Source organism: Streptomyces sp. NPDC031340 (assembly GCF_055569945.1).
This window is the reverse complement of sequence record NZ_JBVIIE010000010.1, coordinates 184,312-204,555: the sequence shown is the minus strand read 5'-3', so window position 1 is coordinate 204,555 and position 20,244 is coordinate 184,312. Positions and strand designations below refer to the sequence as shown.

The following is a 20,244-nucleotide window of genomic DNA, read 5'->3' as shown; positions in this document are numbered from 1 at the left end:
GTTGATCTCGATGCCGTGTCGGTATGGGGGGATGAATACGAAAACGTGTGTGAGAGCTCACAATTGAGGGGCGGCCGAGCCGGTTGGGTCGGCCGGGCCAGCACCCTCGAAGGAGCGTTGATCACAATGCCTGCTCCCGCCGGTTACCCGGTCCGAGTCCGCGGCGATCTGGACCCCGCGCTGTCGCGCTGGATGTGGATCGTGAAATGGCTTCTCGCCATTCCGCATTACATAGTTCTGTTCTTCCTGCACATCGGTTATGCCGTGGTCACAGTGATCGCGTTCTTCGCGATCCTGTTCACCGGCAGATACCCGCGGGCCCTGTTCGACTACAGCGTCGGGGTCATACGGTGGTCGTGGCGGGTCGGCTTCTACGCCTGGACGCCGGCCGGCACCGACAGATATCCGCCGTTCTCCCTGGCCCGTGACGACGACTACGCGGCGGATCTGGACGTCGACTATCCACCGACGCTGCATCGTGGGCTGGTCCTGGTGAAATGGTGGTTGCTGGCCATCCCGCACTACCTGATCATCGGCGGTATGACGGGGGCGGCCTGGCTGGTCGACTTCGACGACGCCGACACCACGGCCAGTGCCGCGGGAATCCCGTTGATCGGCGCACTCACCTTCGTCGCCCTGGTCGGGCTGCTCTTCGCGGCACGCTATTCCCAGGGCCTGTTCGATTTCGTGATGGGGATCAACCGGTGGATCCTGCGGGTGCAGGTCTACGGCTCGCTGCTACGCGACGAATACCCGCCCTTCCGCTTGGACCAGGGCGCCCGCGACGAGGTGGCGCCCCCACCTGCGGTCGATACGAGCAAACCCGAGGCCTGAGACCGCTGTGGGCCGAACGAAAAAGCCCGAGGACCCAATGGGCCCTCGGGCTTTCCAGGGTGAGTGACGGGACTCGAACCCGCGACATCCTGGACCACAACCAGGTGCTCTACCAGCTGAGCTACACCCACCATGACCGGAGGTTCAGATCTGTGGTTTCCCTGACCGGCCGAGAAAAAGTGTACAGGGTCCGAAGGGGTGCTCGCGCCAGGCTTTCACGGCGCCCCTCCGGGAGGCCCCGGAAGGGCTACCGCCCAGGCACGACGTGCTTCGTGGCGATCGCCTTGGCGGTGTCCGAGTCGGGGCCGGGCTGCGGCACGAAGATCGCCTCCCGGTAGTAGCGCAGCTCGGCGATCGACTCGCGGATGTCGGCGAGCGCGCGGTGGTTGCCGTTCTTCTCGGGGCTGTTGAAGTACGCCCGCGGGTACCAGCGCCGGGCCAGCTCCTTTATGGAGGAGACGTCGACGATGCGGTAGTGGAGGTAGTCCTCCAGCGTGGGCATGTCCCGCAGCAGGAAGCCGCGGTCGGTGCCGACGGAGTTCCCGCACAGCGGGGCCTTGCCGGGTTCCTTGACGTGTTCGCGGACGTACGCCAGGACCTGCTGCTCGGCGTCGGCCAGCGTCGTGCCGCCGGCGAGCTCGTCCAGCAGCCCGGACGCGGTGTGCATCTGACGTACCACCTCCGGCATCGTCTCCAGCGCCGAGTCCGGCGGGCGGATGACGATGTCCACGCCTTCGCCGAGCACGTTCAGCTCGGAGTCGGTGACGAGGGCGGCAACCTCGATGAGCGCGTCGTCGGACAGCGAGAGGCCGGTCATCTCGCAGTCGATCCACACCATGCGATCGTTCATGCGACCACCCTAAAGCTGACGTCCGTCTTCGGGACGCCCGGTGTCGGCACCGATGTCGGCACCGGTTCCGGCACCGGGGCGGGCCCCGGACGGGCCGGGACCGGCCGTGGACGCCGGACGGGCGGAGCGGGTCCGTCCGTCCGGCGTCGCCGGATCAGGTGCCGCTGCGCTGTCCCGGCACGGCCGCGCGGGCCGCGAGGTAGGCGTCGCGGCCGTTGTCGGACGCGGACGCCGCCGCGTACGCCGAGGCCGGAGACGGCGCCGAGCTCATCGCGCTCGCCGCCGTGCGGCGGGTCTGCGGCGGGACCGGACCCTCCGGGTGCAGCGCGGGCGCCGGTCCGGGGGCGCCGACGGGTGCCGCCGTGCCCTCCGGCTCGACCGGCCGCTCGCCCTGCGGCCGCCGGGCCCGGTACGCCGCCCGGTAGGCGGCCGGGGACGAGCCCAGCTGCCGCCGGAAGTGACCGCGCAGGGCCACCGGGGAGCGGAAGCCGCAGCGGCCGGCCACCTCGTCCACCGAGTAGTCCGACGTCTCCAGCAGGCGCTGCGCCTGCAGCACGCGCTGGGTGATCAGCCACTGCAGGGGAGCGCTCCCGGTGAGCGAGCGGAAGCGGCGGTCGAAGGTGCGCCGGCTCATGTAGGCGCGCGCCGCGAGGGTCTCCACGTCGAACTGCTCGTGCAGGTGCTCCAGCGCCCAGGCGACGACCTCGGCGAGCGGGTCGGCGCCGATCTCCTCGGGTAAAGAGCGGTCCAGGTAGCGCTCCTGGCCTCCTGTCCGGCGCGGCGGGACGACCAGCCGGCGGGCGAGCGCGCCGGCCGCCTCGTTGCCGTGGTCGGTCCGCACGATGTGCAGGCAGAGGTCGATTCCGGCCGCGGTGCCGGCCGAGGTGAGCACGTCCCCGTCGTCGACGAAGAGTTCTCTCGGATCGACGTGGACCGACGGATAGCGCTTGGCCAGCGTCGGCGCGTACATCCAGTGTGTGGTCGCCGGGCGGCCGTCCAGCAGGCCGGCCGCGGCGAGGACGAAGGCGCCGGTGCACAGCCCGACGATGCGGGCGCCCTCCTCGTGGGCCCGGCGCAGCGCGTCGAGCGCCTCCTCCGGTGGCGGCGAGGTGATCGAGCGCCAGGCCGGCACGACGACCGTGCCCGCGCGTGAGATCGCCTCCAGCCCGTGTGGCGCGGTCAGTTCCAGGCCCCCTGTGGTCCGCAGCGGGCCTTCCTCACCGGCCGCCACCAGCAGGCGGTAGCGCGGTACGCCGGCGTCCTGGCGGTCGATCCCGAACACCGACAACGGAATGGAACTCTCGAAGATGGGGCCGCCGCTGAACAGCAGCACCGCGACGATCTCCTTGCGGCGTCGCCCGGAAAGCTTCCGGGCCGCGGCTTCCGGCGCGGCAGTGGAGTCGTGGCTCATCCTGCTAAGCCCCCCTCGGTGGTCGCGGCTCCTCGGTTGTGTCGCTCCTGCACGTTTCCCCTCGGTCCTGCACGAGTCCCCCGCCGTAAGACGTCAAGATCGAATCTACTGTGTCCCGTGGTGCCGGGGTGACCGACTTCGGCAACCGGCACATTGTCGACATGGCAACTTGGCGTGAAGCATTCGATCACGAAGCGTTGCACTCGTGGGGCGTGCAGGGAAGTGCGCCTCGTGGCGGTGGCCAATCCGCATAGGGTGCGTGGGGCTCCCGACCCCCTGTCCGTGCAGGTGGAACGGGGGTTGGGGGGTGCTCGGGCCAAAGGGTGCGCGGTGTCCAGAAGTTGGCTGAAAAGATGCGCTTGCGTGCGCGGAAACCGGTCAGCCGACCGGTGTATCTCCCCCGGTGTGATGTCCGCCTCGGTGCGGGCCCGTTCCGGCCCCGTGGCGGCGCCCGGGGCGCGGGGCCCGTTCGCCGGCCGGCGGCCGGGCCGCGCCGCGCTCCGAACGGCGCAGCAGCAGGCGGCAGACGGCCGTGACGGCGGCGAGGCCGCCGGCCGTGCCCGCGGCGCCCGCGAGGGAGGTGCCGCACCACAGGAGGACCACCGGGACCAGGACGCAGCTGAAGGCCGCCCGGCGGACGACGTCGGTCACGGAGTCCGGGGGCGGGGTGCTCCGGCGGGATCGACCGGGAGTGCGGTGCGGTGCGGCCATGCGTGTGCTCCCTGGGGCGGCGGTCACCGGGGTTCAACGCCTGCTCGACCGGGCGGTCACTGTACGCCTCGGCCGGGCGGGCGGCCACGGGCACCTGAACCCCGGGCGAACCGCCTGTACATCGCAGCAACCATTGCGTAACGGGCGCACCCTCGTGCATGCTCCCTGGAACCCCTGCCGGGTCGTGGGCGGGGTATGGGCTAAGGAGGCGTGCCGCCGTACCCTTGGGGGTATGGGGTTGGGAAGATGATTCCCGGACACAGCTCCGCCGCACACTGTCGTCCCACCCGATCAAGGATCACAACGCCGAGACAGCCATGGCCGGTCACGAATTCTTCGAACCCGCGGACCGCAAGCGGCCGGTCGCCGACCCCACGGCGGCCGATCCCCTGGCGGCGGAAGAACCACGCCATTCCTGCGATCCCGCCTTCAAGCACGGCGTCGTCGTGGGATTCGACGGCTCGACCTCCAGCGAGCGCGCCCTCGCGTACGCCGTCGGCATGGCCCACCGCTCCGGCTCCGGCCTGATCATCGTCCACGTCGCCAACCGGCTGCCCACCACGGTGTGGGCGGGCTGCGAGCCGCCGGTCTTCGTCGACGTGCCCGACCACCGCACCGAGGTGCTCGGGCTGGAACTGGCCTGCGCCGACCACCTCGCCGAGGTGCCCTGGATCCTGGTCGAGCGCGGCGGCGACATCTGCCACGAGCTCGAGGAGGTCGGGCGGGAGTACGAGGCGGACGCGATCGTCGTCGGCTCCACGCACGGCATCGTGGGGCGCATCTTCGGCTCCGTGGCCGGGCGGCTGGCCAAGCGGGCACGGCGGCCCGTGGTGGTCATCCCGTAGTTCCCGGGGCATCCCGTGGCTCCCGGGGCCGTCCGGTGGCTCCCGCGGACCTCGCGGCCGCCGTCACCGTCCCACACACCGTCAATTCCCCTGCGCGCGGCCTGAATCTACTGACGCGTAGGGGTGTCCGCGTTTTTGCGCGGGGCATATATCGCTCACGTACCCGTGTTCGACGGGTTGCCTGCCGCGGTGTGACGGCCGCCGGCCGGGGCAGCCGAGGGCCGAGGGCCGCGGGGCGTGGGCGGCCCTCGGCCGCTGAGAGGAGCGACCCCCTGTGCTGGTGGCACACAGGGGGTCGTTCGGTCCGCGGCGGCGGACGCCGGGGGCGGATCTACTCCACCGGATCTACTCCACCGTCACCGACTTGGCGAGGTTGCGCGGCTTGTCGATGTCCCGGCCCAGGGACAACGCCGTGTGGTAGGCGAGGAGTTGCAGGGGGATGCCCATCAGGATCGGGTCGAGCTCGTCCTCGTTCTTCGGGACCACGATCGTCTGGTCGGCCTTCTCCTGGTGCTGGTGGGCCACCGCCAGGATGCGGCCGCTGCGGGCCTTGATCTCCTCCATGGCCGCGCGGTTCTTCTCCAGCAGGTCGTCGTCGGGGACGATGGCGACCGTCGGCAGGGCCGGCTCGATGAGGGCCAGCGGGCCGTGCTTGAGCTCGGAGGCCGGGTAGGCCTCGGCGTGGATGTAGGAGACCTCCTTCAGCTTCAGCGAGGCCTCGCGGGCCACCGGGTAGCCCCGGACGCGGCCGATGAAGAGCATCGAGCGGGCGTCGGCGAACTGCTCGGCCAGCTTCTTGATCTCCTCCTCCTGCTCCATGATCTCGGCGATCTGCGCGGGCAGCCGGCGCAGACCCTCGATGATCCGCTTGCCGTCGCGGACCGAGAGGTCGCGGGTGCGGCCCAGGTGCAGCGCGAGCAGCGCGAAGGCGACCGTGGTGTTGGTGAAGCACTTGGTGGACACCACGCACACCTCGGGTCCGGCGTGCACGTAGATGCCGCCGTCGGCCTCGCGGGCGATCGCGGAGCCGACCACGTTGACCACGCCCAGCACCCGCGCGCCCTTGCGCTTGAGCTCCTGCACGGCGGCGAGCACGTCGTAGGTCTCGCCGGACTGGGAGACGGCGATGTAGAGGGTGTCGGGGTCCACCACGGCGTTGCGGTAGCGGAACTCGGAGGCCGGCTCGGCGTCCGCGGGGATGCGGGCCAGCTCCTCGATCATCTGGGCGCCGATCATGCCCGCGTGGTAGGAGGTGCCGCAGCCGAGGATCTTCACGCGGCGGATCTGGCGCGCCTCGCGGGCGTCCAGGTTCAGGCCGCCGAGGTGCACGGTGGAGAAGCGGTCGTCGATCCGGCCGCGCAGCACGCGGTCCACGGCCTCGGCCTGCTCGTGGATCTCCTTGTGCATGTAGGTGTCGTGGCCGCCCATGTCGTACGACGCCGCCTCCCACTCCACGGTGGTCGGCTCGGCCGTGGTGCGGGTGCCCTCGGTGGTGTAGGTGCGGAAGTCGTCGGCCTTCAGGGTGGCCATCTCGCCGTCGTCCAGCGTGACTATCTGCCGGGTGTGGGCGACCAGGGCGGCGATGTCGGAGGCGACGAACATCTCCTTCTCGCCGATGCCGAGGACGACCGGGGAGCCGTTGCGGGCCACCACGATGCGGTCGGGGAAGTCGGCGTGCATCACGGCGATGCCGTAGGTGCCCTCGATGACCCGGAGGGTCTCGCGGACCTTCTCCTCCAGCTTCTCGGCCTGCGAGCGGGCGATGAGGTGGACGAGGACCTCGGTGTCGGTCTCGGAGAGGAACTCCACGCCGTCCGCCTCCAGCTTGCGGCGCAGGTCGGAGGCGTTGTCGATGATGCCGTTGTGGACGACGGCGACCTTGCCCTCGGCGTCCAGGTGCGGGTGGGCGTTGACGTCGGAGGGGGCGCCGTGGGTGGCCCAGCGGGTGTGGGCGATGCCGGTGGTGCCCTTGAAGCGCGCCGGGACCTTGGCCTCCAGGTCGCGGACCCGGCCCTTGGCCTTGACCATCTTCAGTCCGGCCGTCTTCGGGGACGTGACGACGATGCCCGCCGAGTCGTAGCCGCGGTACTCCAGCCGCTGCAGGCCCTCGAGCAGCAGCGGGGCGACGTCACGCTTCCCGATGTATCCGACAATTCCGCACATGAAAGATGTGTCCCTCAGCCGTAGACGATGCGGCGCAGCTGCCGGAGCGTGAGCTCCGGCGGTGCCACCGCCCGGTATTTCAGGTCCGCCTCGATCCGTTCGAAGATCGTCGAGTTCACCAGGCCCTGGGCCTGCAGCTCGCGGTGGCGGCGACGGACGTACTGCTCGGTCGTCTCGTCGAAGTAGGCGAGCACGTCCTGGATCACCCGCAGTGCCTCGCCCCGGCTCAGGGGCGTGGACCGCGTCAGGTGATCTACGAGTTCGTCGTGCACCGGTAGATCATGGGGCACCGGAGGCGGTTTCGCAAGAATCCTGCCCGATTTCGGGCAAGGGGGTGGTGGAACTCGCATCGGCGGCTGTCCGTGGGCGCACGGGCGGCCGCCGGTTCTCACATGCGCTTCAGGACCGCCTGCTTGGCCAGGGCGAACTCATCGTCCGTGAGGACCCCCGAACGGTGCAGGTCGCCCAGCTCGCGCAGCCGCCGCAGCAGCGCGTCGTGGCCGTCCTCGCGGGCCGGCTCCGGCGGCTCGGGGAGCCGCGGGCGCGGTTCGGGCTCCGGCGCGACCGCCTTCGACGGGTGCGGCAGCCGGGCCTGCACGGCCGCCGCGACCAGCGCCATCAGCGGGTCCTTCTTGAACCCCCACAGCTCGACGGCGTTGGGGTCGTACTTGGGCGGCGCCTCGGTCGCCGCGCCCTTCACGGTGAAGCGCAGGTGCCCGTTCTCCAGGCCGACGGCCGGCTGCCACTCCACGGCGGCGATGTCGGTCACGGCGAGGGTGCGGGCGCCGGCGGCGGCCTTGGCGTCCTCCGTCTTCCAGTTCCACTCCAGGCGGACGCGCTCGCCGTCGAAGCTCGCGGTGCCGTCCCCGGCGGAGACCGACAGCGGGACGGACGGTCCGGGCAGCAGGAACTCGTCCACCGGTCCGGCCGGAACCTGGTCCAGCAGCAGGGCGGTGCGGACCTCCTCCGTGAAGTACTCGGCGACGCCGTGCCGGTCGGGCTCGACGATCAGCTGGTAGGGGTCGTGGGGTTCGGTCAGCCGGCCGCCGGTCGCGTGCAGCAGCGGGTCGGTGCCGTCCCGCAGGCGCAGCCGCAGCCGGCCCGCCCGCTTGCCCTGCTCGAACGAGATCCCGGCCAACGCGCCCAGTGGAACGACGAGTTCACCGAGCGCCTGACGTAACAGGCTGACGTTCTTGTCGCGTCCCGGAGTCAGCCGGAGGGCGTCGCCGTCGAACGCCCAGGTGCCGTCCTTCTGGAGGATTTCCGCCATGGGGGGATTGTCGCACCGGTTCCGCGACAGAGCGGTCTGAACCAATTTGGGCACGCTGGGCGCCCCGCGGTCCGTGCCGCGGGGCGCCCACCGCATGGCGCGGGTCAGAACCGCGCGAGGGGGTTGCGCAGGGTGCCGGCGAACTGGAGCGCGCCGGACGGGTCGGCCAGGTCCACCATCTGCCGGTTGTCGCGCAGTTGCAGCCGGTTGAGGCAGGACAGCGCGAACTCGGGCGCGAACAGGTCGTACCGGGCGAACCTGTCGGCGAGTGCGGGCGCCGACTCCTGGTACTCGCGGGTGACGTCGGCGACTGTCCGCCAGAAGCCGTCCTCCTCCAGGATCCCCTCGGTGGCGAGGTTCGCGGCGAGGAAGCGGAAGAAGCAGTCGAAGACGTCCGTGAAGACCGACAGCAGCCTCTCCTCCTCCGGCACGTCCACGCGGATGCGCCGCACCTCGGGCGGCAGGACCGCGTCCGGGTCCAGGACGGCGATCTCCTCGGCGATGTCCTTGTAGACCGCCCGCCGCACCACGCCGTCCTCCAGCACCAGGATCACGTTCTCGCCGTGCGGCATGTAGACCAGGCCGTAGGCGTAGAAGCTGTGCAGCAGCGGGACGTAGTAGGCGCGCAGATAGTGCCGCAGCCACTCGGCGGGGGCCAGGCCCGACCGCTCGATCAGCGCGCCCGCGACGGACGCGCCCTCGTGGTCGACGTGCAGCAGGCAGGCCATGGTGGCCAGGGACTCGCCGTCCGCCAGTGAGGGGACCGGGCTCTCCCGCCACAGGGCCGCCAGCATCTTGCGGTACGGCGAGTGGCGGTCGGTCGCCTTCTCGTACTCCAGGTGCCGGTAGCCGACCGCGGCCCGCTCACGGATGACCGTCAGGCCGGTCGACCTCAGCACCGGGTCCGCCTCGACGAGCCGGGCCAGCCAGTCGTTGATCGCCGGGGTGGCCTCCATGTAGGCGGCCGACAGACCGCGCATGAAGCCCATGTTGAGCACCGACAGGGCCGTCTTGACGTAGTGCTTCCCGGGGTGCGAGACGTTGAAGAAGGTCCGCACCGACTGCTGGGCCAGGTACTCGTCGTCGCCCTCGCCCAGGCAGACCAGGTGCCCGCGGGCGACCTCGGCGGCGAAGGTGACGGCGAGCTTGTTCCACCACTGCCAGGGGTGCACGGGGATCAGGAGGTGGTCGGCCGGGTCCAGGCCCCGGCCGGTGAGCGTGCGGTGGAAGCGCTCGACGGTCGCGTCGCCCAGCTCCTGCCGGACGAACGTCTCGTACTCGATCCCGGCGCCGGCCGTGAACGCGGCCCGCGAGCGGTGCGCGGCCAGCCACACCAGACGGACCGGGCTCGCGGTCTCCGGGGCGTACGACAGGTAGTCGTGGACGCCGAAGCCGAGCCGCCCGTTGTTGGCGACGAAGCAGGGGTGGCCCTCGGTCATGCCGGTCTCGACGTCCTGGAAGCCGGCGCGGGCCAGCTCGGCGGCGGTGACCGGCGGTTTGGTGAGCTTGTAGCACAGGCCCGAGACGGTGGAGGAGATCTCCTCCAGGTAGACGGGCAGGACGTCGTCGCTCAGCCCCAGCGTCCGCCGCAGCTCGATGAAGAACTCCAGCGGGTCCAGCGGGAGTTCGGTTCCGTCACGGTGCCGGGTGATCGAGTCCGCGTCCACCTGCCAGTGGTTCAGGGCGCGGCGGATGGCGGTGAACCGGTAGCGGGTCAGCCCGTCGTCGCCGTGGACGAGGTACCCGTCGCCGTCCGGCTCGGGGGCGATCAGCCGCTCGTGCGCGAACTCGGCGAGCGCCTTGCGTACGAGGAGGCGGCCGGCCCGCTCCCAGCGCTCGGGGGAGAGGTGGGCCACGGCGTCGGCAAGGCTCACGCGGCCACCCCCGTCGCCGCCCGGAACCGCTCCCGGGTGCAGACGCTCAGCAGTGCCCGTTTCTCCGGTTTCTCGATCTCGCGCACGGCTTCGAACCCGACGGCCTCGTTCAGCGCGTGGACGGCCTTGTTGCGCACGTCCGGCTCGACCACGACGCGGGCGACCGCCGGATCGGCGAAGAGGTGCGCCAGCACGGCGGTGATGACGGCTCGGGTGAACCCGTGCTCGGGCGTGTTGGTGGCCGGCACCAGGAAGTGCATGCCGACGTCGCCCGGCTCGGGCTCGTACAGGCCCTTCAGTTCGCGGTGCGCGGGGTCGTACTGCTCCATCAGGAAGGCGGGTTCGCCGCCGCGCAGGCCGAGCAGCGCGTGGTGGTGCTCGTCGGCGGCGATCTCCAGGTAGGCGCGCTCGACGTCCTCCTGCCGGGCGTCCCCCATCATCCAGAACGCCGCCTTGGGGTGCGTCACCCAGCGGTGCAGCAGCTCGCCGTCCGCCAGGGGGTCGACGGGCCGGAAGGCGAAGGCCGTGTGCCGGGTCGTCTGCCGGGTCATCGGGATTCCTCCTTGGATACCCCGGCCTTCAGGCCGGGGTGGGGGTACCTCCCGCTTGCGGGGGAGAAACGGACTCCTGCGGAGCAGGGCAGGGAAATTCGGTTCGCCGCCACGGTGGACCGGCGTCCACCGTCCACCGGCCGACACCCGCCGCTCACATCCAATCTGATATCGTGTGAGACGTGACGCAGCAGGCCAAGCGGGCATTCAAGTACCGCTTCTACCCCACGGACGAGCAGGCGGCGGAGCTGTCGCGCACGTTCGGCTGTGTCCGCCTCGTCTACAACAAGGCGCTGGAGGAGCGCACCCGGGCCTGGTACGGCGAGCAGCGCCGGATCTCCTACGTGCAGTCGTCGGCCGCGCTGACGCAGTGGAAGAAGACCGGGGAGCTGGCCTTCCTGACGGAGGTGTCCTCCGTCCCGCTCCAGCAGGCGCTGCGCCATCTTCAGACGGCGTTCGGGAACTTCTTCGCCAAGCGCGCCAAGTACCCGCGGTACAAGAGCCGGAAGAAGTCCCGTGCGTCGGCCGAGTACACCCGCAGCGCCTTCACGTGGCGCGACGGGAGACTGACTCTGGCGAAGATGGCCGAGCCGCTGGACATCCGCTGGTCGCGTCCGCTGCCCGAGGGTGCGGTACCTACCACGGCGACCGTGTCCCGTGACGCGGCGGGACGCTGGTTCGTGTCCCTGCTGTGCGAGGAGAGCATCGCCCCGGCCCCCGCCACCACGGCGGCGGTCGGCATCGATGCCGGGATCACCTCCCTGGTGACCCTGTCCACCGGGCAGAAGGTCGCCAACCCGAAGCACGAGCGGCGCGACCGCGCCCGCCTGGCACGCGCGCAGCGGGAGCTGTCGCGGAAGGCGGAGGGCTCGGCGAACCGGGAGAAGGCCCGGCGTCGCGCGGCCAGGGTCCACGCGCGGATCGCCGACCGGCGCCGCGACTTCCTGCACAAGCTGTCGACTCGTCTCGTCCGTGAGAACCAAACGGTCGTGATCGAGGACCTCACCGTCCGCAACCTGCTGAGGAACGGCAGGCTCGCACGCGCCATCTCGGACGCGTCGTGGACGCAGCTGCGCTCCATGCTGGAGTACAAGTGCGCCTGGTACGGGCGCGAACTCGTCGTGATCGACCGCTGGTTCCCCAGCTCGAAGCTGTGCGGGGCCTGCGGCACGGTCGCGGCGAAGATGCCGCTGAACGTCCGCGACTGGACGTGTGACTGCGGCGCCGTGCATGACCGCGACGTGAACGCGGCACGCAACATCCTGGCCGCCGGGCTGGCGGCGTCCGCCTGTGGAGACGGTGTAAGACCTCAACGGGAGTCCTCCCGGACGGGGCGGTCGTCGGTGAAGCAGGAACCCCAGCGGGTGACCGCTGGAATCCCCCGCCTTTAGGCGGGGGAGGAAGTCAAACTCCGAACTCCTGGAACGCGATGGTCTTCTCGACCGGGTAGTACTCGCTGCCGAGCAGCTCGCGGATGATGCAGCTGTTGCGGTACGGGCCCATGCCGAGATCGGGCGAGGTGATGCTGTGCGTGTGCACGCCGCCGTTCTGCAGGAAGACGCCCCGGCCGGTGACGTCGACGGCGTAGTTGCGGCCCACGTCGAAGCGGCCGTGCCCGTCGAAGCGGAGGCGGTCGCGGACCGGGGCGAGGAAGTCCGGGGGCTCGTAGCGGTAGCCGGTGGCCAGCACCAGTCCCTCGGTGCGGATCTCGAAGTCCCTGCCCTGCTCGTCGTGGTGGAAGCCGAGCGTGTAGCCGCCGTCCTCGTGACGGGCGCGCACCAGCGAGGAGTTGGTGAGCAGCCGGGTGGGCACCGGGCGGCCGCCGCCCTCGGCGTTCTTCTGGTAGAGCAGGTCGAAGACCGCGTCGATCAGGTCCGAGTTGATGCCCTTGAACAGCCCCTTCTGCTGCTTCTCCAGCCGGTAGCGGGTCTCCTCGGGCAGCGCGCGGAAGTAGTCGATGTAGTCCGGGGAGGTCATCTCCAGGGTCAGCTTGGTGTATTCCAGCGGGAAGAAGCGGGGGGAGCGGGTGACCCAGTTGAGCTGGTAGCCGTGGACGTCGATCTCGCCGAGCAGTTCGTGGTAGATCTCCGCGGCGCTCTGGCCGCTGCCCACGATCGTGATCGACTTCTTCGTCCGCAGCTCCTCCCTGCGCCGGGTGTACTCGGAGGTGTGCAGGAGGTCGCCGCCGAGCTCCCGGCACGGCTCGGGCAGGAACGGGGTGGTGCCGGTGCCGAGCACCAGGTGCCGGGCGCGGTAGGTCTCGCCGGCCGCGGTCCGCACCACATACAGCTCGTCCTCGTACGTCACCCGGGTGACGGTCGTGCCGAAGCGGACGCTGCTCAGCTTGCCCGCGGCCCAGCGGCAGTAGTCGTCGTACTCGACCCGCAGCGGATAGAAGTTCTCCCGGATGTAGAAGGGATACAGCCGCCCTTTCTCCTTCAGGTAGTTGAGGAAGGAGTACGGCGAGGTCGGGTCGGCCAGGGTGACCAGGTCCGACATGAACGGCGTCTGCAGGTGGGCGCCGTCGAGGAACATGCCCGAATGCCACTCGAAGCCCGGCTTGGACTCCAGGAAGACGCAGTCGAGTTCGGCGATCGGTTCGGCCAGGCAGGCCAGCCCGAGGTTGAACGGGCCGAGCCCGATGCCCACCAGGTCGTGGATGCGGCCGGTTTCAGGATGCGCGGTCAAGGGACTCTCCCAGGTACTGCTCGGCGTGGCCGGCGATGAGGTCGAGGACGGCGGCGATGTCGGACAGCCGGGTCTCGGGGTTGAGCAGGGTGAACTTCAGGTAGTGGCGGCCGCCCACCTTGGTGCCCGCGACCACCGCGTCACCGGAGGCGAACAGGGCCTTGCGGGCGTGCAGGTTGGCGCGGTCGATGCGCGCCGGGTCGGTGACGGCGGCCGGGACACAGCGGAAGACGAGGGTGGACAGGGCGGGCTCGACGACCACGTCGAAGCGGGGGTCGGCCGCGAGCAGCTCCCAGCCCTGCCGCGCCAGCTCGCACACCTCGTCGAACAGTTGCCCGATGCCGTCGGCGCCCATGGTGCGCAGCGTCATCCACAGCTTCAGCGCGTCGAAGCGGCGGGTGGTCTGCAGGGACTTGTCGACCTGGTTGGGGATGCGCTCGCGCACCATGCGGCGCGGGTTGAGGTACTCGGCGTGGTAGGTCGCGTGCCGCAGCGTGGCGCCGTCGCGCACCAGCACGGCGGACGAACTCACCGGCTGGAAGAAGGACTTGTGGTAGTCGACGGTGACCGAGTCGGCTCGCTCGACGCCGTCGAGGCGGTCCCGGTGCTTCAGCGAGACCAGCAGCCCGCAGCCGTAGGCGGCGTCGACGTGCATCCACGCCCCGTACCGGGCGCACAGCTCGGCGATCTCGGGCAGCGGGTCGATGGAGCCGAAGTCGGTGGTCCCGGCGGTGGCGACGACGGCCATCGGCACCAGGCCGTCCTGCCGGCAGCGCTCCAGCTCACGGGCGAGGGCGACGGTCCGCATGCGCTTGTCGCGGTCGACGGGGACGCAGACCACGGCGTCCTGGCCGAGGCCGAGCAGTTTCGCGGACTTCTGCACGCTGAAGTGGCTGACCTCGGACGCGAAGACCCGCAGGTCGGCGAGCGACGCGCTTTTGGCCTCCTCTCTGGCCAGCAGCAGCGCCTGGAGGTTGGACTGGGTGCCGCCGGAGGTGAACACGCCGTCGGCGGCGGGGCCGAAGCCGATGCGTCCGGCGGTCCAGTCGACGAGCCGTTGCTCGATGAGAGTGCCGCCGGCCGACTGGTCCCAGGTGTCGAGGGAGGAGTTGACCGCGGACAGGACCGCCTCGCCGAGCACCGCCGGGATGACGACCGGGCAGTTGAGGTGGGCGAGGTAGCGGGGGTGGTGGAAGTAGACCGCGTCCCGGAGGTAGACCTCCTCGAGCTCGTCGAGCACGGCCGTGGTGTCGTGCAGCGGCCGGTCGAGATCGATCCGCTCGATCCGGGGAGCGAGGGCGTCGACCGTGATGCCGGTGAACGGACGCTCGGTGGAGGCCAGTTGTGCGGCCACCCGCTCGACGCCTTCCGTCACGGAGCGGCGGTAGTGCTCCGCGGTCGTGTCATTGAGCAGGTGCGAGCGCATGGTGGGGGTCCTCCGGTGGGGACGGTCCGCCGCGGGGCGGAACGGGGCGGATCCGCGAGATCAACTTAGGTGAGCCTAACCTAAGTCAGATCTCCCGAAACCTGCCTCCGCCGTGACCGTCGTCACGCCCGTGAGGCGCCGCCGCGCCGGGGCCGCCGCGCCAGGGCCGCCGCGCCGGGATCGCCGCGCCGGGGTCGCGCACGCATCACGACCCGCCCCGGGTCGGTGCGGGGCGGGTCGCGGTGCGGGGTGGGCGTGCGGGTGGTGCGGGGCGGGCCGGTGGGCGTGCGGGTGGCGGGTCAGGAGACCTTCTTCGCCTTCTCCAGCGCCTCCGCGAGGCCGGTGAGCAGCGGCGTGCACTTGTCGTACGACAGGATCGGCTCGGGCGAGCGCGCGATGACCTGGCCGGCCTTGACGGCGGGCAGCTTCTTCCAGGTGGCCTCGGTGATGTCGGACGGCTGGATGGCCGAGGTGCGGTCGTCCATCATGATGATGTCGGCCGCGTACTTGTCGACGTTCTCCCAGCTCAGACTCTCGTACCAGCCGCCGCCCTCGGCCTTGGCCTTCTCCGGCGGCTCGACGAAGTTCACGCCGAGCGCCTTGAAGTACTCCAGGTCGATGGAGAGGTTGCTGCCGGAGACGTAGAACAGCTCCTGGCTCGCGGAGCCCGCCATCACCTTGATGTCGGGCTTGGCCTTGGCCGCCTCGCGCAGCCGGGCCGCGGCCTCCTCGAACTTCTTCTTGGCGTCGGTGGCCGCGGCGGCCTTCATGTCGGCGCCGAGCGACTCGGCGAGCGCCCACATGCGCTGCAGCGGCTCGGTGAGCTGGCGGTCGTAGACGGAGACGCCGACGCTGGGGGCCAGCTTGGCGATCTTGTCCGCGGACTCCTCCGGGACGTACCACAGGGTTCCGGCGCCGTCGAACATGGTGGAGACGAGCACGTCGGGCGCGAGGGCCGCGTACTTCTCGACGTTGAACTGGCCCCAGGTGTTGCCGAGGGCGGTGACCTTGCTGATGTCCATGTCGCCGGCCTGGACGTCGGGCTTGCCGTCGGACGTCCTGGTCGGGCCGAAGACGCCCTTCACGGAGATGCCGTAGTCGTGCAGCGCGGCGGCGACGCCGGTGAACGCGACGATGTTCCGGGGGGCTTCGTCGAGCTTCACGGTCTTGCCGCGGTCGTCCTCGAAGGACCAGGGGCCGGACTTGCCGGCGGTCGTCCCGCTGTCCGAATCCCCGTTGTCCCCGTTGCTCGCGTCGCCGCCGCCGCAGGCCGCGAGCGCGGCCCCGAGACCGAGGACACCACCCGCGGCGAGGATGCCGCGGCGGGTGAGGTGGGAGGCTCTGGCGTTGGGCATGGCATGACCGCTTTCGAACAGGGCGAGACGCCCACCGGACGAGTTCGAAGGTAGGTTAGCCTAACCTCACTACTTGTCCAGGGGGTGTCTCGCCCCGCTCGCGGTCACCGCCCGGCCGGCGGGCGGGTCAGCTCACCAGGCCCAACTCCCGTGCGATGAGCATCCGCTGGACCTCGCTGGTGCCCTCGCCGATCTCCAGGATCTTGGAGTCGCGCCACATCCGGGCCACCGGGTACTCGTTCATGAAGCCGTAGCCGCCGTGGATCTGGGTGGCGTCGCGGGCGTTGTCCACCGCGATCGTCGACGAGTACAGCTTCGCCAGGGCCGCCTCCTTCTTGAACGGCTCGCCGGACACCAGCCGGGCCGCCGCGTCGCGCCAGGCCAGCCGGGCCGTGTGGGCCCGCATCTCCATGTCCGCGATCTTGAACTGGATGGCCTGGTTGGCGCCGATCGGACGGCCGAAGGCGTGGCGTTCCTTGGCGTACTTCACCGACTCGTCCACGCAGCCCTGGGCGAGCCCGGTGGCCAGCGCGGCGATGGCGACGCGCCCCTCGTCCAGGATGCGCAGGAACTGCGCGTAGCCCCGGCCCTCCTCGCCCAGCAGGTTGGCCGCCGGGACGCGGACGTCCGTGAACGACAGCTCGCGGGTGTCGGAGGCGTTCCAGCCGACCTTCGAGTAACCCGGTGCCACCGTGAAGCCCGGCGTGCCGGACGGGACGATGATCGCCGAGATGCGCGGCCTGCCGTCCGGCTTGCGGCCGGTGACCGCGGTGACCGTGACCAGGCCGGTGATGTCCGTGCCCGAGTTGGTGATGAAGCACTTGGTGCCGTTGATCACCCACTCGTCGGTGTCCGGGTCGAGGCGGGCGGTCGTGCGCGTCGCGCCCGCGTCCGAGCCGCCGTCCGGCTCGGTGAGCCCGAACGCGCCGAGGATCTCCCCGGAGCACAGCCGGGGCAGCCACTGCCGCTTCTGCTCCTCGGTGCCGAACAGGTGGACCGGCATCGCACCCAGCGAGACGCCCGCCTCCAGGGTGATCGCCACCGAGGAGTCGACGCGGGCCAGTTCCTCCAGCGCCACGCCGAGCGCCAGGTAGTCGCCGCCCATGCCGCCGTACTCCTCCGGGAACGGCAGCCCGAACAGGCCCATGCGGCCCATCTCGCGGACGATCTCGTACGGGAACTCGTGGTGCTCGTAGAACTCGCCGATCTTCGGCGCCACCACGTCGTGCGCGAACTGCTCGACCGTGCGCCGCAGTTCTTCGAGTTCGGGGGAGAGACGGAAGTCCATGGCGGATCACTGGTCCTTGTGGGAGAGGGCACGCACGGTGCGGGACGGGCTGGGTCGGCCCAACTGCTCGGCCATCCACACGCTGGTGGCGACGAGACGGCCGAGGTCGACTCCGGTGTCGATGCCGAGGCCGCGCAGCATCCACACGAGGTCTTCGGTGGCGAGGTTGCCGGTGGCGGACTTGGCGTAGGGGCAGCCGCCCAGACCGCCGGCGGAGGCGTCGACCGTGGTGACGCCGTGCTGGAGGGCGGCCAGGGTGTTGGCGAGGGCCTGGCCGTAGGTGTCGTGGAAGTGCACGCCGAGCGCGGACACCGGCACGCCCGCCTCGCCCAGCGCGGTCAGCAGCGCGCGCACCTGTCCCGGCGTCGCCACGCCGATGGTGTCGCCCAGGCTCAGCTCGTCGCAGCCCATGTCGAGCAGCGCCCGGCACACGCCCACGACCTGCTCCACCGCGACGGCGCCTTCCCACGGGTCGCCGAAGCACATCGACAGATAGCCGCGCACGTGCACGCCGTCGGTCTTGGCCCTGGCCACCACCGGCTCGAACATGGCCAGCGCCTCGGCCACCGTGCGGTTGAGGTTGGCCTTCGCGAAGGACTCGGTGGCGCTCGCGAAGACGGCGACGCGCCGGGCGCCGAGCGCCAGCGCGCGGTCGAGGCCGCGCTCGTTCGGCACCAGCACCGGCAGCTCGGCCGGCAGGTCGGCGACGAGCGGGAACAGCGCCTCCGCGTCGGCGAGCTGGGGCACCCACTTCGGGTGCACGAAGCTCGTCGCCTCGATCGTGCTCAGGCCCGCGCCGGCCAGCCGCCGCACGAACTCCGCCTTGACCTCGGTCGGTACGGTCGCCCGCTCGTTCTGCAGGCCGTCCCGCGCGCCGACCTCGTGGATCCGCACCCGCGCGGGCAGGCCCTCGGCCGGTACGACCATGGGGAGCCCTTCCACCGTCATTCCGCCACCTCCTCGTGGGGCGTGATCACCGCGAGCACCTGGTCCATGGCGACCGTGGTGCCCGGGGTGACGTCCAGTTCGGCGACCGTGCCGGCGTGCGGGGCGGAGATGACGTGCTCCATCTTCATCGCCTCCACGACCAGCAGGCTCTGACCGGCGCTCACCTCGTCGCCGACGGCGACCTTCACGACGGTGACTGTGCCGGGCATCGGCGCGGTGAGCGAGTCGGCGCCCGCGTGCGCCGCGCGGGTGAGCGACGCGGCGACCGGGTCGTGGTCGCGCACCTGCCAGGCGTCGCCGTCGCGGCCCAGCCAGGTGCCGTCCGGCAGGGCGGCGAAGGTGTGCACCAGGCCGTCGAGCCGGATGGTGAACGTGCCCTCGGCCCCGGGCCGCGGGAGCGCGCCCCCGGAGCCGCGCACGGGCCGGTCCGCGCCGGGCAGCAGGACCTCGGTCCCGCCGTCCGATGTGCGGCGCACGCGCACGACGACCGGGTCGTGGCCCGGCACCCGCAGATGGTGCGCCGTCCAGGCCCGCTCGCCGCCCAGGCGCCAGCCGTCCGCGGACGCGAACGGGTCGGTCCAGCCGGTGCCGTCGCCGTCGCCGGGCGCGAGTGCCGCCTGGCGCAGCAGCGCCGCCGCCGCGTAGACCTCCGCCGGGACCTCGTCCGTGACGAGCCCGGCCGCCTCCCGCTCCACCAGCCCGGTGTCCAGCTCGCCCGCGACCACCGCCGGATGGGCCAGCAGCCGGCGCAGGAACCCGGCGTTGGTCTGCACACCCAGCACGACCGTCCCCGCGAGGGCCGCCCGCAGCTTCCTGAGCGCGCTCGCCCGGTCGGGGCCGTAGGCGATGACCTTGGACAGCATCGGGTCGTACAGGCTGCCGACCTCGGTGCCCTCGCTGAGCCCGGAGTCGGTGCGCGCGCCGTCGCCCTGCGGTTCGCGCAGGGCGAGCACGGTGCCGCCGGACGGCAGGAACCCGCGCGCGGGGTCCTCCGCGCACACGCGGGCCTCGACGGCGTGCCCGGTCAGCGTGACGTCGCCCTGCTTGAACGGCAGCGGCTCCCCGGCCGCCACCCGCAGCTGCCACTCCACCAGGTCGAGGCCGGTGATCAGCTCGGTGACCGGGTGCTCCACCTGAAGACGGGTGTTCATCTCCATGAACCAGTACGACGACGGGTCGTCGCCCGGGACGATGAACTCCACCGTGCCCGCGCCCCGGTAGCCGCAGGAGCGGGCGGCCTGGACCGCCGCCTCGCCCATGGCCGCGCGGGTGTCCTCGTCCAGCAGGACCGACGGCGCCTCCTCGATGATCTTCTGGTGGCGGCGCTGCAGGGAGCACTCGCGCTCGCCGAGGTGGACCACGTTGCCGTGGCCGTCGGCCAGCACCTGGATCTCGATGTGCCGGGGGCGGTCGATCCACCGCTCGACCAGGAGGGTGTCGTCGCCGAAGGAGGCGCGGGCCTCGCGGCGGGCCGCGGCGATCTCGTCGGCGAGATCCGCGGCGTCCCGCACCCGCCGCATGCCCTTGCCGCCGCCGCCCGCCGACGGCTTCAGCAGCACCGGCATGCCGATCTCCCGGGCCGCGTCGGCCAGTTCGGCGTCGGTGAGGCCGCTGCCGCTGGAACCGGGCACCACCGGGACACCGGCCGCCCGCACCGTCTCCTTGGCGCGGATCTTGTCGCCCATGAGGGCGATCGCGTCCGCGGGCGGCCCGACGAAGACCAGCCCGGCGTCGGCGCACGCGCGCGCGAAGGCCGCGTTCTCCGCGAGGAAGCCGTAGCCGGGATGGACGGCCTGGGCGCCGGTGCGCGCGGCCGCGTCGAGCAGCCGCTCCACCGAGAGATAGCTCTCCGCAGCCGGCGCCGGGCCGATCCGCACCGCCGTGTCGGCCTCCCGGACGTGCCGGGCGTCGGCGTCCGCGTCGGAGAAGACGGCCACCGAGCGCACGCCCAGCGACCGCAGCGTGCGGATGACACGCACGGCGATCTCGCCCCGGTTGGCCACGAGCACTGTGTCGAACATGGTCGGGTA

At 71.3% G+C, this 20,244-nt stretch carries 17 protein-coding genes and 1 tRNA gene; 3 read left to right on the top strand and 15 right to left on the bottom strand.

The window, feature by feature from the left end; all coding sequences use genetic code 11:
* On the top strand, positions 1 to 834 hold an 834-nt coding region (locus ACZ5GT_RS10315), incomplete at its 5' end, for a DUF4389 domain-containing protein (protein WP_469018344.1).
* Between the two features lie 58 nt (positions 835 to 892).
* On the opposite strand, the gene ACZ5GT_RS10310 is transcribed toward ACZ5GT_RS10315, so the two are convergent.
* The 4 genes from ACZ5GT_RS10310 to ACZ5GT_RS10295 form a co-directional block, all read right to left on the bottom strand.
* Positions 893 to 965: transfer RNA gene (locus ACZ5GT_RS10310), tRNA-His, on the bottom strand.
* 116 nt (positions 966 to 1,081) lie between these two features.
* On the bottom strand, positions 1,082 to 1,684 hold the full coding sequence (gene orn / locus ACZ5GT_RS10305) for an oligoribonuclease (protein ID WP_469018341.1): 603 nt from the start codon (positions 1,682 to 1,684) through the stop codon (positions 1,082 to 1,084).
* Between the two features lie 154 nt (positions 1,685 to 1,838).
* On the bottom strand, positions 1,839 to 3,095 hold the full coding sequence (locus ACZ5GT_RS10300; RefSeq protein WP_469018338.1) for a helix-turn-helix domain-containing protein: 1,257 nt from the start codon (positions 3,093 to 3,095) through the stop codon (positions 1,839 to 1,841).
* A gap of 378 nt (positions 3,096 to 3,473) precedes the next feature.
* Positions 3,474 to 3,806, bottom strand: coding sequence for a hypothetical protein (locus ACZ5GT_RS10295; protein WP_469018332.1), 333 nt, complete (start codon positions 3,804 to 3,806; stop codon positions 3,474 to 3,476).
* A 317-nt stretch (positions 3,807 to 4,123) separates the two neighbouring features.
* On the opposite strand from ACZ5GT_RS10295, the gene ACZ5GT_RS10290 reads away from it, so the two are divergent.
* Positions 4,124 to 4,651 carry a universal stress protein gene (locus ACZ5GT_RS10290; protein ID WP_398269474.1) on the top strand — a complete coding sequence of 176 codons (528 nt, stop codon included), beginning with the start codon at positions 4,124 to 4,126 and terminating at the stop codon, positions 4,649 to 4,651.
* 345 nt (positions 4,652 to 4,996) lie between these two features.
* Here ACZ5GT_RS10290 and glmS read toward each other — a convergent pair whose 3' ends face one another.
* The 5 genes from glmS to ACZ5GT_RS10265 form a co-directional block, all read right to left on the bottom strand.
* Complete coding sequence (glmS, locus tag ACZ5GT_RS10285; RefSeq protein ID WP_469018328.1) at positions 4,997 to 6,814, bottom strand: glutamine--fructose-6-phosphate transaminase (isomerizing); 1,818 nt, start codon at positions 6,812 to 6,814, stop codon at positions 4,997 to 4,999.
* Positions 6,815 to 6,828: 14 nt separating this feature from the next.
* Positions 6,829 to 7,086: a hypothetical protein gene (locus ACZ5GT_RS10280; protein ID WP_469018325.1), complete on the bottom strand. Its 258-nt coding sequence runs from the start codon at positions 7,084 to 7,086 to the stop codon at positions 6,829 to 6,831.
* A gap of 116 nt (positions 7,087 to 7,202) precedes the next feature.
* On the bottom strand, positions 7,203 to 8,084 hold the full coding sequence (locus ACZ5GT_RS10275) for a DUF4429 domain-containing protein (RefSeq protein WP_469018322.1): 882 nt from the start codon (positions 8,082 to 8,084) through the stop codon (positions 7,203 to 7,205).
* A 104-nt stretch (positions 8,085 to 8,188) separates the two neighbouring features.
* Positions 8,189 to 9,958, bottom strand: coding sequence for an IucA/IucC family protein (locus ACZ5GT_RS10270; protein WP_469018319.1), 1,770 nt, complete (start codon positions 9,956 to 9,958; stop codon positions 8,189 to 8,191).
* Positions 9,955 to 10,509, bottom strand: coding sequence for a GNAT family N-acetyltransferase (locus tag ACZ5GT_RS10265; protein ID WP_469018316.1), 555 nt, complete (start codon positions 10,507 to 10,509; stop codon positions 9,955 to 9,957). The genes ACZ5GT_RS10270 and ACZ5GT_RS10265 overlap by 4 nt, the downstream gene beginning before the upstream one ends.
* A gap of 182 nt (positions 10,510 to 10,691) precedes the next feature.
* On the opposite strand from ACZ5GT_RS10265, the gene ACZ5GT_RS10260 reads away from it, so the two are divergent.
* The gene (locus tag ACZ5GT_RS10260) at positions 10,692 to 11,900 is read left to right on the top strand and encodes an RNA-guided endonuclease InsQ/TnpB family protein (protein ID WP_469018313.1); all 1,209 of its coding nucleotides are present in this window, start codon (positions 10,692 to 10,694) and stop codon (positions 11,898 to 11,900) included.
* 13 nt (positions 11,901 to 11,913) lie between these two features.
* Here ACZ5GT_RS10260 and ACZ5GT_RS10255 read toward each other — a convergent pair whose 3' ends face one another.
* The 6 genes from ACZ5GT_RS10255 to ACZ5GT_RS10230 all read right to left on the bottom strand — a co-directional run bounded on the left by ACZ5GT_RS10255 (position 11,914) and on the right by ACZ5GT_RS10230 (position 20,235).
* Complete coding sequence (locus ACZ5GT_RS10255; RefSeq protein WP_469018310.1) at positions 11,914 to 13,197, bottom strand: lysine N(6)-hydroxylase/L-ornithine N(5)-oxygenase family protein; 1,284 nt, start codon at positions 13,195 to 13,197, stop codon at positions 11,914 to 11,916.
* Complete coding sequence (gene desA, locus ACZ5GT_RS10250) at positions 13,181 to 14,623, bottom strand: lysine decarboxylase DesA (protein ID WP_469018307.1); 1,443 nt, start codon at positions 14,621 to 14,623, stop codon at positions 13,181 to 13,183. Before desA ends, ACZ5GT_RS10255 begins: the two co-directional genes overlap by 17 nt.
* Before the next feature lie 299 nt (positions 14,624 to 14,922).
* On the bottom strand, positions 14,923 to 15,978 hold the full coding sequence (locus ACZ5GT_RS10245) for an ABC transporter substrate-binding protein (protein WP_469018303.1): 1,056 nt from the start codon (positions 15,976 to 15,978) through the stop codon (positions 14,923 to 14,925).
* 127 nt (positions 15,979 to 16,105) lie between these two features.
* Positions 16,106 to 17,266 carry an acyl-CoA dehydrogenase family protein gene (locus ACZ5GT_RS10240; RefSeq protein ID WP_469018300.1) on the bottom strand — a complete coding sequence of 387 codons (1,161 nt, stop codon included), beginning with the start codon at positions 17,264 to 17,266 and terminating at the stop codon, positions 16,106 to 16,108.
* A gap of 6 nt (positions 17,267 to 17,272) precedes the next feature.
* Positions 17,273 to 18,214 (bottom strand): hydroxymethylglutaryl-CoA lyase, encoded by a 942-nt coding sequence (locus ACZ5GT_RS10235; protein WP_469018298.1) that lies wholly within the window; start codon positions 18,212 to 18,214, stop codon positions 17,273 to 17,275.
* A complete protein-coding gene (locus ACZ5GT_RS10230; protein ID WP_469018294.1) occupies positions 18,211 to 20,235 on the bottom strand; it encodes an acetyl/propionyl/methylcrotonyl-CoA carboxylase subunit alpha in 2,025 nt (674 codons plus the stop codon). The genes ACZ5GT_RS10235 and ACZ5GT_RS10230 overlap by 4 nt, the downstream gene beginning before the upstream one ends.
* Positions 20,236 to 20,244 lie beyond the last annotated feature (9 nt).

What these genes read in the sequence shown, in the direction of transcription:
- orn (WP_469018341.1), bottom strand. Translation starts at nt 1,684, where the DNA reads ATGAACGATCGCATGGTGTGGATCGACTGCGAGATGACCGGCCTCTCG.
- ACZ5GT_RS10300 (WP_469018338.1), bottom strand. Translation starts at nt 3,095, where the DNA reads ATGAGCCACGACTCCACTGCCGCGCCGGAAGCCGCGGCCCGGAAGCTT.
- ACZ5GT_RS10295 (WP_469018332.1), bottom strand. Translation starts at nt 3,806, where the DNA reads ATGGCCGCACCGCACCGCACTCCCGGTCGATCCCGCCGGAGCACCCCG.
- ACZ5GT_RS10290 (WP_398269474.1), top strand. Translation starts at nt 4,124, where the DNA reads ATGGCCGGTCACGAATTCTTCGAACCCGCGGACCGCAAGCGGCCGGTC.
- glmS (WP_469018328.1), bottom strand. Translation starts at nt 6,814, where the DNA reads ATGTGCGGAATTGTCGGATACATCGGGAAGCGTGACGTCGCCCCGCTG.
- ACZ5GT_RS10275 (WP_469018322.1), bottom strand. Translation starts at nt 8,084, where the DNA reads ATGGCGGAAATCCTCCAGAAGGACGGCACCTGGGCGTTCGACGGCGAC.
- ACZ5GT_RS10265 (WP_469018316.1), bottom strand. Translation starts at nt 10,509, where the DNA reads ATGACCCGGCAGACGACCCGGCACACGGCCTTCGCCTTCCGGCCCGTC.
- desA (WP_469018307.1), bottom strand. Translation starts at nt 14,623, where the DNA reads ATGCGCTCGCACCTGCTCAATGACACGACCGCGGAGCACTACCGCCGC.
- ACZ5GT_RS10245 (WP_469018303.1), bottom strand. Translation starts at nt 15,978, where the DNA reads ATGCCCAACGCCAGAGCCTCCCACCTCACCCGCCGCGGCATCCTCGCC.
- ACZ5GT_RS10240 (WP_469018300.1), bottom strand. Translation starts at nt 17,266, where the DNA reads ATGGACTTCCGTCTCTCCCCCGAACTCGAAGAACTGCGGCGCACGGTC.
- ACZ5GT_RS10235 (WP_469018298.1), bottom strand. Translation starts at nt 18,214, where the DNA reads ATGACGGTGGAAGGGCTCCCCATGGTCGTACCGGCCGAGGGCCTGCCC.
- ACZ5GT_RS10230 (WP_469018294.1), bottom strand. Translation starts at nt 20,235, where the DNA reads ATGTTCGACACAGTGCTCGTGGCCAACCGGGGCGAGATCGCCGTGCGT.